At 33.3% G+C, this 14,617-nt stretch carries 16 protein-coding genes; 2 read left to right on the top strand and 14 right to left on the bottom strand.

Translation table 11 applies throughout. The features are described 5' to 3' along the window. Positions 1-35: 35 nt before the first annotated feature. A complete protein-coding gene (locus QLQ94_RS08530; protein ID WP_271336790.1) occupies positions 36-848 on the top strand; it encodes a mechanosensitive ion channel family protein in 813 nt (270 codons plus the stop codon). A gap of 7 nt (positions 849-855) precedes the next feature. Here QLQ94_RS08530 and tsaB read toward each other — a convergent pair whose 3' ends face one another. The 7 genes from tsaB to QLQ94_RS08495 all read right to left on the bottom strand — a co-directional run bounded on the left by tsaB (position 856) and on the right by QLQ94_RS08495 (position 8,755). Further along, the gene (gene tsaB, locus QLQ94_RS08525) at positions 856-1,530 is read right to left on the bottom strand and encodes a tRNA (adenosine(37)-N6)-threonylcarbamoyltransferase complex dimerization subunit type 1 TsaB (protein WP_271336791.1); all 675 of its coding nucleotides are present in this window, start codon (positions 1,528-1,530) and stop codon (positions 856-858) included. Positions 1,531-1,625: 95 nt separating this feature from the next. Continuing rightward, complete coding sequence (locus QLQ94_RS08520; RefSeq protein ID WP_271336792.1) at positions 1,626-2,918, bottom strand: efflux RND transporter periplasmic adaptor subunit; 1,293 nt, start codon at positions 2,916-2,918, stop codon at positions 1,626-1,628. 6 nt (positions 2,919-2,924) lie between these two features. Then, positions 2,925-4,310: a TolC family protein gene (locus tag QLQ94_RS08515; protein WP_271336793.1), complete on the bottom strand. Its 1,386-nt coding sequence runs from the start codon at positions 4,308-4,310 to the stop codon at positions 2,925-2,927. 80 nt (positions 4,311-4,390) lie between these two features. Further along, positions 4,391-5,506, bottom strand: a complete 1,116-nt coding sequence (locus QLQ94_RS08510; RefSeq protein ID WP_271336794.1) for an efflux RND transporter periplasmic adaptor subunit — start codon at positions 5,504-5,506, stop codon at positions 4,391-4,393. Positions 5,507-5,545: 39 nt separating this feature from the next. Further along, complete coding sequence (locus QLQ94_RS08505) at positions 5,546-6,814, bottom strand: ABC transporter permease (RefSeq protein WP_271336795.1); 1,269 nt, start codon at positions 6,812-6,814, stop codon at positions 5,546-5,548. 2 nt (positions 6,815-6,816) lie between these two features. Then, the gene (locus tag QLQ94_RS08500; RefSeq protein ID WP_271336796.1) at positions 6,817-8,061 is read right to left on the bottom strand and encodes an ABC transporter permease; all 1,245 of its coding nucleotides are present in this window, start codon (positions 8,059-8,061) and stop codon (positions 6,817-6,819) included. Further along, positions 8,054-8,755, bottom strand: coding sequence for an ABC transporter ATP-binding protein (locus QLQ94_RS08495; RefSeq protein WP_271336797.1), 702 nt, complete (start codon positions 8,753-8,755; stop codon positions 8,054-8,056). Before QLQ94_RS08495 ends, QLQ94_RS08500 begins: the two co-directional genes overlap by 8 nt. A gap of 176 nt (positions 8,756-8,931) precedes the next feature. On the opposite strand from QLQ94_RS08495, the gene QLQ94_RS08490 reads away from it, so the two are divergent. Further along, on the top strand, positions 8,932-10,338 hold the full coding sequence (locus tag QLQ94_RS08490; RefSeq protein WP_271336798.1) for a DUF4403 family protein: 1,407 nt from the start codon (positions 8,932-8,934) through the stop codon (positions 10,336-10,338). A gap of 24 nt (positions 10,339-10,362) precedes the next feature. On the opposite strand, the gene QLQ94_RS08485 is transcribed toward QLQ94_RS08490, so the two are convergent. The 7 genes from QLQ94_RS08485 to QLQ94_RS08455 all read right to left on the bottom strand — a co-directional run bounded on the left by QLQ94_RS08485 (position 10,363) and on the right by QLQ94_RS08455 (position 14,613). Beyond that, complete coding sequence (locus QLQ94_RS08485) at positions 10,363-10,653, bottom strand: hypothetical protein (protein WP_271336799.1); 291 nt, start codon at positions 10,651-10,653, stop codon at positions 10,363-10,365. A 13-nt stretch (positions 10,654-10,666) separates the two neighbouring features. Continuing rightward, positions 10,667-11,206, bottom strand: coding sequence for a DUF420 domain-containing protein (locus QLQ94_RS08480; protein WP_271336800.1), 540 nt, complete (start codon positions 11,204-11,206; stop codon positions 10,667-10,669). A 2-nt stretch (positions 11,207-11,208) separates the two neighbouring features. Further along, positions 11,209-11,898, bottom strand: coding sequence for an SCO family protein (locus QLQ94_RS08475; protein ID WP_271336801.1), 690 nt, complete (start codon positions 11,896-11,898; stop codon positions 11,209-11,211). Positions 11,899-11,910: 12 nt separating this feature from the next. Continuing rightward, on the bottom strand, positions 11,911-12,552 hold the full coding sequence (locus QLQ94_RS08470) for a hypothetical protein (RefSeq protein WP_271336802.1): 642 nt from the start codon (positions 12,550-12,552) through the stop codon (positions 11,911-11,913). Between the two features lie 78 nt (positions 12,553-12,630). Continuing rightward, positions 12,631-12,987: a cytochrome C oxidase subunit IV family protein gene (locus QLQ94_RS08465; RefSeq protein WP_271336803.1), complete on the bottom strand. Its 357-nt coding sequence runs from the start codon at positions 12,985-12,987 to the stop codon at positions 12,631-12,633. 18 nt (positions 12,988-13,005) lie between these two features. Next, entirely contained in the window at positions 13,006-13,983 is a 978-nt protein-coding gene (locus tag QLQ94_RS08460) for a cytochrome c oxidase subunit 3 (protein WP_271336804.1), read from the bottom strand. Between the two features lie 42 nt (positions 13,984-14,025). Next, positions 14,026-14,613: a cytochrome c oxidase subunit 3 gene (locus tag QLQ94_RS08455; RefSeq protein ID WP_271336817.1), complete on the bottom strand. Its 588-nt coding sequence runs from the start codon at positions 14,611-14,613 to the stop codon at positions 14,026-14,028. Between the last annotated feature and the right edge of the window lie 4 nt (positions 14,614-14,617).

The following is a 14,617-nucleotide window of genomic DNA, read 5'->3' as shown; positions in this document are numbered from 1 at the left end:
TCTCCTTTGGGAAGGTTTTTTTTATTCGAAAAAACATGAACATGAATCCTGATCAGGTTAGCAGCTACCTCACTAAATTTATTGACGTACTGGTGGATTATTCGCCTAAATTAATTTCGGCTTTTATTATTTTATTTGTTGGTATCTATGCCATCAGATTAATAAACAGAATTATCACGAAAGTGATGGTCAAAAGAAATTTAGATCCTACCTTAACAAGGTTTCTTTCGGACATCTTAATATGGGCACTCCGAATTTTATTATTTGTAACAGTTATTGACAAACTTGGAATCGGAACTTCCTCATTTGTTGCCATTTTAGGAGCAATGGGACTTGCGGTAGGTTTATCATTGCAGGGTTCCCTTTCTAATTTTGCCGGAGGAATGCTAATTATCGTTTTCAAACCTTTTAAAGTTGGAGATACGATCGAAGCCCAAGGTATTGCAGGAACAGTAGTAGAAATTCAGATCTTTGTTACCAAGATGCTTATGGGTAACAATCAAACCGTATTTGTGCCCAATGGCGCTTTATCAAACGGAACTATCATCAATTATTCTATGCAGGGAGAACGAAGAGCCGATTTTACATTTTCAGTTTCATACGAATCTGATATCAAAAAAGCAAAAGAAGTCCTTCTGGGTGTTTTAAACAGTAATCCTAAAGTGCTTAAAAATCCGGCACCGGAAGTTTTTGTAAAAAACCTAACGGCAAATTCTGTTGATTTTGCAGTGCGCCCGTGGGCAAAAAAAGCAGATTACGGATCTGTCTTTTCTGATACTTTAGAAAATTGCAAAATAGCTTTAGACGAAGCCGGAATTTCATTTCAGCCGTTTACAATTGAAAAATAAAATTGGATTATTGTTTTTTTGATGGAGGTGCCATCATAAAATCTTTTAAATAATAAGGTTCAAAATAAGCGACATCTACAGTGTCGCTTTTTTGGTATTTATTGTAACTGATTTTACTCATTGCAGCAGCAGAGGGATATTTGATTTCTTCTAAAAATACAAAGTTTTCTCTAGTTAAAACAGTTTTACATTTCTCAGCACAATCACCCACAAAATAGATTGTTTCGGTAAAATCCTTAAAAGAATCTTCTGTAATAATTTCAGCCTCAATTGGTCTTTCAATTTCTAAATCTGCAGTAAAAATTTCACTATACACTTCCATTCTTCTTGCATCAATCATCGGAATAATTTTACCTTCGGCAACATTTGCCTGAGAAGCTAATGTCTGCAAAGTATCAATTGCGATCAAAGGAATATTTAATGCATAACATAATCCTTTTGCTGCAGATACTCCAATACGTAAACCGGTGTAAGAACCCGGTCCCTGACTTACTGCAACAGCAACCAGATCCTGAACTGTAATTTCTGCCTCTGCAATTACTTCTTCAATAAAAACATGCAATTTTTCAGCATGAGAATATCCTTCTTCGGCAATTTCTTTACATATAATTGTTTCTCCGTTTTTGGCAATGGACACGGAGCAATTTTTGGTAGCAGTTTCTATATTGAGAATAAAAGACAAAGTATTTATTTTTTTTAATTAATTATTTGTATCATCCTAAGTGTTCCATAATCTCGGAACTCTTAGGATGATACTATCTTAAAGATATTTTTTATTTATTTCTTAGGTAAATCTGCTTTTCTAAGCTTCACTTTATCGCCGGAATTCAGTTCTTTAGAAACTGTTGTATAAGGTCCGGTAATCACGACATCTCCAGGTTTTAATCCTGACATCACTTCAATATTGGTATCATCCTGAATACCTGTCTTAATGATTCTAATTTTAGCCTTATCACCTTCTTTTACAAAAACACACTCAAATTTCTTATCGCTTTTGGGTGTTACTTTTTTATCATCGCTTGGTTCTTCAATCTTAACATTCTTCACAGCGGTGGTATCAGATTTTACAACAACGGCACTAATAGGCACTGCCAGAACATTATCTTTTGTTTTTGTAATAATATCAACAGTTGCTGTCATCCCAGGCCTAAAAGGCGAATATGTATCAGGTTTACCTTCTAATAAATCCTGATATGATTCTTTTAAAATACGAACTTTAACTTTAAAATTGGTTACCTGATCTGATGTCAGGGTTGTACTTGCTGAGTTCGAAATACTGGTTACAGTACCTTTAAACTTCTTTTTTAAATAGGCATCAACTTCGACATTTGCTTCATCACCAATTTTAACTTTTACAATATCATTTTCGTTAACATCAACTTCAACTTCCATGTTGTTTAGGTTCGCTACTCTTAAAAGCTCTGTTCCTGCCATTTGTTGCGTTCCTAAAACGCGCTCTCCTAATTCTACATTTAATACTGAAATTGTTCCATCAGCAGGTGCATAAATTAAGGTACGTCCTAAATTATCTTTTGCTTCAGTAACAGATGCCGAAGCACTTTGAACATTAAAATAAGCATTTTGTTTTGTCGCTTTTGCTACTTCATAAGTAGAAATTGCTTTATCCCAATCTGATTTTGAGATTACGCCTTTATCGTATAATGTTTTATTACGCTCATAACTTGCTTTCGCTTCCTTGTAACTAGCCTCAGACTGTGTCAAACCAGCTTTGGTTCCTGATAAATTAGCAAGAGATCTGTCTAAACCTGAAGTATACAAATCCGGGTTTATTTTAACCAGCAAATCACCTTTTTTAACCACCTGGCCTTCTTTTACATTCAAGGCAATAATTTCGCCTGAAACCATAGAAGAAAGTTTTACTTCGATTTCAGGTTGAATTTTTCCTGTTGCAGAAACGGTCTCCACAATAGTTGAAGCTATTACTTTCGATACTTCTACTTCTTTCCCTTCATCTTTATTTCCTATTACACCTGCTTTCGAAAGACTAACTAATGCTATAATAAGAACTAAAGCACCACCAAGTAAGAAATAAATTGTTTTTTTTGACATAATAAATTATTTTGTGATAATTGGGACAATTGGAATTCCAAAATAGAATTCAAGTATTTTTATTTTAAACATGTAATCGTATTTTGTTCTGATAACATCTGACTGTGCATTGGTTAACAATGTCTGAGCTTGTGTAAAATCGAATGAATTCATCAAACCTACATCGTACTTTTCTTTTGCATAGTTGTAAGCTTGTTGTCTTGCTTCTAAAGTTACAGTTGATGATTCGTAAGTATTCAATGCTCCTTTTGCATCTGTAAAAGCAGTGTAAACGTTACGTTGCAAATCTAAACTTTTTTGTTCTAAATCTATTTTAGATTTATCTAAACTTACCTTGTTTCTTTCTACATTATTTCTAACTGAAAAGCCATTAAAAATAGGAACATTTAGCTGAAAACCAAAATTGTGTCCTTTGTTATCACTAAACTGATCTAAAACAGAATGTGGTCCTGCATAAACTGGGTTTCCACTCCCATCAGTTCCGATAAGTCTATCGCTGTAACTTGCACTTGTACTAAATTGATAAAAACCCCTAAGTGTTGGCTGAAAAGCACCTTTTGCAATAGCAACACTTTTCTCTGCAATTTCAAGATTCGTTTGTGCCAGCTTCAATTCTGTTCTTATTTCTTTTGCCTTATTGTAAATATCAGTTGGAGTTTGTGCCAGAATATTATTTTCATCCTTGGCAGTTGTATCATCTACAACATCAAAATCCGTAAACTCTTTTAATTGTAAAAGCTGTGCCAAACTTAATTTAGAAATTAACAAACTGTTTTCAGCAATAATTATACCTTGTTGATCAGTAGCTTCAGTAGCTTTCAAATCATATAGATCACCACGCGGAATTGTTCCTGCATTCACCATTTCCTGAGAACGTGCCAAACGTTTCTGATCAATCAATAATTGTTCTTTTTTTACTTTTAAGTTTTCTTTATTAAAAAGGATTTCCAAAAATGCATTGGCCACATTTAGCGAAATATCTTCCTGCATTTTCAGCAATTGATATTGCGATGCTATAATGGAAAGTTTTGCTCTTCTATAAGTGTTTTGATTTTGCAAACCTTTGTAAATATCAATACCTGCATTAGCTCCTAATGAAGAATATTGTGTCGTTTGAGTGGTAGCAATATTGGTCACGGGATTAACGTTCAAACCAATATTCCAGGAATGAGAAGCAGTTCCGCTTACTGCTGGAAGAAAACTTCCCAATGCTCCTTTTTTATCAATCGCAGCATTTTTAACATCTAACTCTGATAATTTTATAGTAATATTATTATCTAATGCATAACGCACACATTCCTCTAATGTCCATTTTTTCGATTGTACCTGAGCTGATAAACCAAGCCCAAACAAGAGGGCAAAAACAAGACTATTATATTTATTTATTTTCATATATTTTGAATGAAAGCATAGCAGAAGATGCTACGCAAATTTAACATTTTAAACCCCAAAAACTCTTTTATACTTTCAAATTATTTTTTCTCTCCTTCATTAATCAATCCCTGATTCCAGATCTTAATTTTATCCGAAGATGTAATTCCGCTTTTAACCTGAACATAAATTCCGTCGCTAACACCTAAAACTAAATCTCTTCTTTGAAATTTCTTCGAAGCGGTTTCAATTTCAACATATGGCTTTTGAGTTTTTTTATCAAATTGAACTAATGATTCTTTTATTGCTAAAACCTTATCCGCTTTCTCTAAAATAATAGAAGCATTTGCACTCAAACCGGCTCTGATAAAAGTTGCGTCTCTATTTTCTAATTTGGCTTTTATTTCAAACTGAATAGCACCATTTTCTACTACTCCTTTTGGAGCTATATCAGTCAAAACTGCTTCGAACTTTTTATTTTCGATCGCTCCAACTGTAATCTCAATTGGCATTTTTTCTTTGATTTTACCTACTTCAGATTCATCAATTTTTCCAATAAAAATCATTCTTCCAACATCTGCAACACTTGCAATTGTAGTTCCTTCATTAAAGTTATTACTTTCAATAACCTGATTTCCTACTTTTACAGGAACTGCTAAAACCATTCCTGTTACTGTAGAACGAATTAAGGTATTTGCATAATTTCCCAGTGAGGTTGTTGTACCTGTTTTTACGATATCTAAACTTTGTTTCGCAGCCAGATAGTTTTGTTTTGCCTGTGTATAAGACAATTGGGCTGCATCAAAATCATTTGCAGAAATTACATCTTTATCAAATAAGGTTTTTTGTCTTTTGTAGATTTTTTCCTGATTGTCTAAAGCAATTTTAGCCGTTTGTACCTGATTTTGTGTACTGCTTACATTAGACACATTAGCCACAACTCTAATTTTGGCAATCATATCGCCAGCTTTGATTTTTTCTCCTGCTTTGATATACACTTCTTCGATAATACCTGAGATATTAGGTTTGATGAGAACTTCTTCATCAGGCTGAATGTTTCCGGTTGCAATTGCCGTTTTTACGATCGTTTTAACCTCTGCTTTTTCAGTTTGAAAAACAATTGGAGATTGTTGATTTTTAGCGTACAAATAATATAGTGCGCCAAAGAAAACTATAGCAATGAAGATTAAAATGGTTACGGTTACTCCTTTTTTCATTTTGTTTTTGGTTTAATCGATTATATTTTGATTGATAATTTATTCTGTTCGTAAAGCATCTACGGGCTTTACATTAATTGCGGTCTGTGCCGGAATAAATCCTGCCAGCAAACCAGACCCTACTAATATTAATAATGCAACAAATACTACTCTTAAATCTACGCTTGGGTTAGCAAACATGGTATTATTTCCTGCAGGCATTGAATCTAAGAACATATTCAGGACAGCTACAACTCCAGTTGCTACAGCAACACCAAACATTCCTGAGATAATAGTCAAAAAAATAGATTCAGATAAAATCTGACCACGAATTGCTCCGGGGGTAGCTCCTAATGCTCTGCGGATTCCGATTTCTTTGGTACGTTCTTTAACTACAATCAGCATAATATTGGAGATTCCGATTACACCAGAAATCAAAACTAAAGATCCTACAAAATAAGCAATGAAATTTAAGATATCAAACAAACTTTGTACTTTTCCAAATTGTTCGTACATATCATAATTTCCAATAGCACGATCGTCCTTTGGATGTATGGAATGAAGCACTTTCATCTGATCTAAAATTTTTGGTTTCAAATCTGTAATCGAAACTTCATCTATGGCTGTAAGAGCCATCCAGCCTACTTTGTCTCCATAATTAAAAGCTTGCTGAAAAGTAGTAAAGGGCACAAATATATTCTTTTGCTCTTCCTCTGCATTCCCACCGGTTTGTTTAGAATTATAAACTCCCACAACCATAAAATTGATTCCGTTAATTTTTATATAAGTGCCAACAGCTTCTTCTTCTTTTCCATAAAGGTCACTGATAACCCCTTTTCCAATCACCGCTACTTTTCGTCTTTCGAGAATATCCTGTTGATTTACAAAACGTCCTTTTATAATATCCATTGGCTGTTGCTTGATCAGTTCAGGGTAATCCCCATAAACAGCAAAGGCAGATGTTTTTGTACCACGTACCACATTATTGGTTCCGCTATTAGAATTTCCCAATTGGTTTCTTGGCGAAACATATAATAAATCCGGAAAAGCAGCTCTCAAGGCCGCAACATCACTATTTCTAAAATCATAACGGCGTGTTTTAGGCAAACCTTTATATGCTTTTGATGTGGTCTGACTCCACATAAACATTGTATTAGTTGCTATTCCGTCAAAATCTTTTTTCACTCCATTCTCAAGCCCTTTTCCCACAGCAAGTAATATTACCAGAATAAAAATTCCCCAAAATACTCCAAATGCAGTTAGGACCGTTCTGAATACGTTGGCTGTTAAAGCCTCTAAAATCTCGTCCCAATTATCTTTCTTAAACATAATTATTCGTCTCTAAGTGCTACAATAGGTTTTATTTTGGCCGCTCTGTATGCTGGGAAAAATCCAGCAAGTGCCCCTGCAAAGACAAGTAATGCCAATGTTGTTAATGCAACACCGAAATCTACCGAAGGATTTACAAAATATTCACTTTTAATCATTGGGCCTACAAATTCTAACAATAACAAACTTGCCAATAATCCAACAAAACCAGCAATAGTGGTAATAAAAATAGATTCGTGAAGTATCATCGAAATAATAGAAATCGGCGAAGCTCCCAACGCTTTTCTGATTCCAATTTCCTTCGTTCTTTCTTTTACTATAATAAGCATGATATTACTTACTCCTACAACTCCGGCAATAATAGTGCAAATACCAACCCACCAGAAAAATAATCTGATATAAAGATTTAAATCATAAAACTTTTTTCCTTCTTCTACAGAGTTGTAAACACCAACTCCGCCATCATCAGTGGGAGCAACTGTGTTTCTACTCTTAAGTAAGTCCTTTAAATCCTGGGTGAATTTTTGAGATTGTGCTAATGCCGCATCATAGTTATCTGTCTTTTTTAAAGTAAAAAACAGATTACTTATCTTATCTCCTACTCCAAAAGCTCTTTGCACGGTCGTTTTGGGTAAATAAGCTCTTGCTTCCTCTCTTTCTCCGCCGGGATCTGTAAAAACCCCTACTACTTTGAAATTGACATTATTAATTAAAATCTCTTTTCCTAAAGGGTCAGCATCTTTAAACAAATCTGTTTTCACTTTCATCCCAATAGCAGCTACTTTCTCATTATTAGCAAGATCTTTACTATTGACAAACCTTCCCTGAACAATAGTAATATTTTCTACACCTGCAAAATCAGGATCAACTCCTCTGAACTGATAACTTCCAGATTCTTTACCATAAGAAAACGCACCACCCCAAAAGTTATAGGTCGCGGCTCTCAAATCTAATTTATCTTCAAATTTTTGTACAGATTCTTTATAATCACCATCTCTAAACTGAACTTGTCTCCCCGGATTTAATCCTTTGTATGCTTTTGTTGTAGTACCGGACCAAACGATAATAATCCCAACAGCATCCTGTTCGAATTGTTTTTGAATTCCGTTTTGAAGTCCCTGACCTGCACCAAGCAAGATTACCAAAATAAATATACCTGAAGCTACAGAAACTCCGGTAAGAAATGTTCTTAACCTGTTTTTGGAGATTGCCTCAAATATTTCCTGCCAACGCTCAATATTAAACATAAGATGAAGCTCTAACTTGTTCTACCATTTTATCATCGATAATCAATCCGTCTTTCAGGACTACATTTCTTTTGCACATTGCAGCAATATCCGGTTCATGGGTAACAATCAAAATTGTTTTGCCCTCATCATTAATTCCCTGGATAAGCTCCATAACTTCATACGAAGTTTTAGTATCCAAAGCTCCTGTTGGCTCATCTGCCAATAAAACTTTAGGGTTCGAAGCTAAAGCTCTTGCGATTGCAACACGTTGTTTTTGACCTCCGGAAAGTTCATTTGGTAAATGATGAGAATGTGTTCCCAGACCCACTTTTTCTAGATATTTCATCGCAATATCATAACGTTCTTTTCTCTTTACACCTTGATAATACAAGGGCATAGCAACGTTATCAAGGGCAGTTTTATAATTTATTAAGTTGAACGATTGAAATACAAATCCTAAAAATTTATTTCTATATCTCGAAGCTATCGTTTCATTTAGATTTTTAATTGGTGTATTATCTAAAATATAACTACCAGAATCTGCTTCATCGAGAATTCCTAAAATATTTAAAAGTGTCGATTTCCCAGATCCTGAAGATCCCATAATCGCAACTAATTCACCTTCTGCGATATTAAAGTTAATCCCTTTTAAGACATGCAATTTTGAATTTCCCATTTTATAGGACTTATGTAAATCTTTTATTTCGATCATGGTATTGTTAAATTTTAAAACAATAATAACATTTTTATTAAGTAAAATATGATAAGAAAACGTTAATAATTTCGTTTAGTTATTACAATAAGACTCAATTATTTATCAAATGTTACACTTTTTTAAGATAATATAATTGTTTTCTTAATTTTGCATCACTAAAAAAAATCTTAACAATGAAGTTTTTTTCAATTATCTCTTTATTCACGGTACTTACTGCTATAAGCAGCTGTTCTACATCTCAAAAATTAGAAACCTTAAAACCGGAACCGGACGACGCAAGTCCTTTAGTATACGAAGCAAATCCTTCGTTTATCAATTTACCCATAACAATAAAACTCAGGGATATTGAAAACCAAACCAATTCTTTACTGAATGGTTTGATATATGAAGATAACAACATCGAGGACGATGATATCGAAATGAAGATCTGGAAACAAGCACCTATAAAAATTCTAAATGACCCAGCGAATCCGGATAAAAAAATAAAAACAATTTTGCCATTAAAAGCAACAATCAAATATAGAATTGGTACTAAACAATTGGGCGTTGAACTTTATGATGTCAGAGAATTTAACCTGAATGGAGTAATTACTTTATCAAGCGATGTAGCGCTGACGAACTGGAAATTAAATACTAAAACTGCTTTCAAATCATTAGACTGGAGCGAAAGCCCGACAATGCTAGTCTTTGGAAAAAGTATGCCAATAACTTATCTTGTTAATCCGGCAATTTCTATTTTTAAATCTAAGATTGAAAAGAAAATAGATGAAGCGATCGAAAAATCGATGGATTTTAAACCGAATGTTTTAACGGCTTTAGAAAAAATCTGTACTCCTTTTCAGATGAGCGATACGTATGAAAGCTGGTTACGAATTGTTCCTGTTGAAATCTATTCTACAAACGCAAAGCTTAAAAATGATTCGTTTTTATTGGATATGGGAATGAAATGCAATATGGAAACTATTGTAGGCAAACAACCGGAATCCAAATTCAGCGCCAGTAAAATTATTTTGAAACCTGTTACTAAAATCCCTAATCAGATTTCGGCTAATATTGCTGCAATTTCAACTTATATTGATGCTTCGAAAATTATGACCAAAAATTTTGCCGGACAGGAATTTGGATCAGGAACCAAAAAAATAACGGTCAAAAATGTATCTATCTGGCATAAAAACGGAAAAATGGTAATTGCGCTTGATGTTTTGGGCTCTATAAACGGAACTCTTTATTTAAACGGGTTTCCACAATACAATCCTCAGACTAAAGAAATTTATTTCGAAAAACTTGATTACGTTTTAGATACAAAAAGCAGATTAATGAGAACTGCAAGCTGGCTTGGACAAGGCTACATATTAAGAAAAATGGAAGAAAGCTGTCGTTACTCGATACAGCCTAATTTAGAGGAAGGTAAAAAAAGCATGGCAACTTATCTTAAAAACTACTCTCCAATGCCTGGTGTTTTTGTAAATGGAAAAATGGAAGACATTCAGTTTGATAAGATCCAACTAACCAATCAGGCGATTATCGCTTTTATTAAAATAAACGGAACTGTGAATGTTTCCGTAGATGGATTGAAATAGAACAAAGAAAAAAGCAGAATAAAATTATTCTGCTTTTTTCTTTTTTGACTGGTACATTCTATAAATCAAATAACCAATTACTGCTACAAGCAAATAAGGGACGACCATCAAATAAACTATACCGTTATTTACTGCTTCTGCTTTTTTTATGTTTGAATCTCCTCCAAGTGCTGCACGACACATGGCGCATTGAGCATTTGCTGCAAGAGAACAGAAAATAGTCAAAAGAACGTAGAAGCATTTTGTTGAGAAAAAATTCACTAATCCGCTTCTGTCTTCCATCTTATTTTCCAATCTATTTTCTATATTCTTCATTCTGTTTTCTAATTTAAGCATAATAAGGAGAAATCATTAAGTAAACTACAACACCTGTAACCGCCACGTACAACCAAAGCGGAAAAGTTATTTTAGCTATTTTTTTATGTCTGTCGAAACGTTTTGCAAGTGCTCTTACATACGTTATTAATACTAATGGAATTATAGCAATCGATAATAAAATATGTGTTATTAAAATAAAGAAATAAACATATCGTATCGCGCCTTCTCCACCAAATTTAGTAGAATCTGCAGTCATATGATACGCCACATACATTACTAAAAAAGCAACTGACAATGCAATAGCAAAAGTCATTAAACGTTCGTGAAGCTTTAATTTTCCATTTTTAACAGCAATTACTGCCCAAACTAAAACTATAGCTGTAATACCATTTGTTGTAGCATAAATTGGCGGCAAGAACGAAAGTGGTTCTACATTAATACCAAAATCTTTTAATTTGATTCCGAATAAGATTGCTACTACAACCGGAATAATAATTGAAACCGCAACAATAAGCTTGCTGTATTTTTTTTCTAATGAATGATCTTCCATTTCTATTCTGCTAATAATATTTTAATATCTTCCTGAATATCCCTAACTCCTTTTTTGTCCAGTCCGTCATAATAAATATTCGGATTTCCAAATTCATCTTTTCTGCAACGTATGTTTCCGTCTTTATCAATTAAGGCAAATAAACCTGAATGCTCAAAACCACCACTTACTTTATCATTTTCACCGGCATAAAGATTAAATCCTTTGTTAGACAAATCCATAATAGTAGCTTTATCGCCTGTTAGAAAATTCCAGTTAGAAGATTTTACACCCAATAATTTAGCATGATCTTTTAAAACCTGTGGAGTATCATGTTTAGGATCGATCGTAATAGAAACAAGACCGAAATTTGGATTACCAAAAAAAGTTTTCTCAATCTCCAACATGCTTAAATTCATCTTAGGACAAATTGACGGACAAGTTGTAAAGAAAAATTCCAAAACATACACTTTTCCTTTATAGGTTTCATTAGAAACTTTAATGTTATCCTGATTTGTCAATTCAAATTTAGGAGCCGGACCAATTGTTATTAGTTTCGCATCTGCTGTAGAATTTTTTAATCCAACATTATCCAAGCGATTTCCTTTAACGACATCTCCATTTTTTATTCTGTCTACAATTTTAGGCACTGCATAAATTCCGAAGATTAAAATAATAAACGAAATTCCGATATATGATTTATTTTTAAACATAATATATAAAGATTAAAGTTCTTTTGTTGCGTTGTGATTCTTTTTCAAAGCTGCGCGATATTCATATAAAATGATTTTAAAATCATCTAACATTTCGTTGCTTAATTCTGACGGATGAAAAGTATTGTATCCTTCCTTGTATTCATCTTTATCTTTTCGTCCTCTTAAATTTCTTTCTTTATCAACGATGTAAACATTCGAAGTTCCAAGATTCTTATCTAATTTTTCTCTAAGATGCAATTGATCATAAAACACGCTGATTTCTTCCGGAGAAGCAAAAACAAAATGCCAACCTGAAACATCTGTAAAAGCACCTAATGATTCTAAAATTTTCTCAGCATCTTTTTCAGTTCCTAAAGGGCAAACCACTACAAATTGCAAATCTGTAAAACCATTATAACGCTGATAGATTTTCTCATTTAGATTGAAAAAATTTCCTCTGTTTTTTAAAATCTCAGTTCCTGAAAAACCAAGAATAGTAATTTTATTATTTAAAGTTACTTTTTCTCCTTTAAGGGATTTCCAATTACCAAAGTCGGCAATTTTAGGAGTGATTGTTGGAAGTTTAGTAAAACTATTTACACCTGAAGCAAAAAACAAATAGGCTACAATTGGCAAAACAAAAAGTACAAAGAGAACTATATTTTTTTTCATTGTATTAACGGAAATTATTGAGGTACAAAAATAAAAAAAGCTCCGTTAAACGGAGCCTCTTTTCGAATTAATATCATGTTAAAAATTCCATTTAATAGTAGAATCTTTAAAAACCCCATAAATATAATGTCCTTCTGTTAGCAGAATAAACAATAAATATAAAACTAGGAAAATAACTGGTGAAACAACTGACCATCTAAGGCTGCTTTTTTCACCTTCCATGTGCATAAATGCCCATACTATATAATATGCTTTGAATATTGTTAAGATATAAAATATCCAGTTCAACAAATTCAAACCTACAAAATGATTGAATTCAAGAAATCCAGGTTTAATAATACCCAAAATAACTTCTACTGTAGTTACTGCTGATAATAGAGCAAAAACAAACCAGATTCTTTTTGTATTTGATACGTATTCGTGATCGTGTGACATAATGATAAATCTTAAAAATTAAACTAAGTAGAAAACTGTAAATACAAATACCCAAACTAAATCGACAAAGTGCCAGTATAAACCAACTTTCTCTACCATTTCGTAGCTTCTTCTTTTTTCGTAAGTACCTAATAATACATTAAAGAAAATAATGATATTAATGATAATTCCTGAAATTACGTGAAATCCGTGGAATCCTGTAATAAAGAAAAAGAAATCAGCAAACAATTTACTTCCGTATTCGTTTCTTGTCAGGTTTGCACCTTCTACAACATATTTTGCTGTACTTAAACGAGCTTCAGATTCTTCCCTTGACAAAACTGTTTTTTTCTTTTCAGCTGTAAGATGCTCTGTTCTTATCAATAATTCAGGGTGTGCTTTAAAACCAGCCTGAATATCAGCTACTGAATATGTTGGCACTGTTTCAGCACTTTCCATAAACCATTTTCCTTTTGCTCTTGTAAGTTCTTCCGGTTGGTTTGGCAGTGTTACAGCAAAATCTGCAAGCGCTACTCTTTTACCATCCTTATCAACAAACTGCAATAAGCTTCCACCTACTGTTTCAACAGCTCCATATTCACCTTTAATGAAGTTTTTCCATTCCCATGCCTGAGAACCAACGAAAATCATACCTCCAATAATTGTTAAGAACATATAGATCGCAACCTTTGTTTTCTTTAATTGATGACCAGCATCAACAGCTAAAACCATTGTTACAGATGAGAAAATCAAAATAAAAGTCATTAAGGCTACATAATACATCGGAGCCGAAACACCGTGCATAAATGGGAAGTGAGTAAACACTTCATCAGCCAAAGGCCAGGTTTCGATAAATTTAAATCTAGAAAAACCATAAGCTGCCAGAAATCCAGAGAATGTCAGGGCATCTGATACGATAAAAAACCACATCATCATTTTACCATAACTTGCTCCTAATGGCTCATTGCCGCCTCCCCAAGTTTTTTCGTTGTTTGCAGTAGTAACTGTCGCTTCCATAAAAGATATTCGTTAAAAAGTTCCCAAATTTACGTTTTTTTCTTATTTAAAGAAATATAAAAATAAAAATAAATATACCCATAATAAATCCAAAAAGTGCCAATACATCGCACCTAGTTCTATACCAAGAGTTTGAGTCGAATTGTATTTTTGTTTAAAATGATTATAAATTATAATTAAAAGTGAAATCAACCCTCCAGCCAAGTGTAATAAGTGAGTTACGGTAACTACATAAAGAAAAGTTGTAGTAATTGAACTACCTTCTCCTGTAAAATAATAACCGCTTTTTACAATTTGTCCAAAACCTACAAACTGTAAAACGATAAACAAAACACCTAAAGCCAATGTTCCTAAAAGAAACGCTGTTGTTGCAGTTCTATTGTCTTTTTGAATGGCTTTTTTTGCCAGATAAAAAGTAACACTACAACCAATAATTACTGCTGTACTGTAATAAAAAGCAGTTGGTAATTCAAAATTCTTCAACCAATCGGCCCTGGATTTACTCACTACAAATGCGCTTGTAAGTCCGGCAAACATCATTGTCATGCTTACCATTGCAAATAACAAAATCAATTTAGCCGATTTTGCTTTTCTTAATTGCTCTTCACCTTGTGTCATTGTCATTGTCATTTCC

Source organism: Flavobacterium sp. B114r, assembly GCF_056824125.1.
This window is presented reverse-complemented; position numbering and strand designations above follow the sequence as displayed.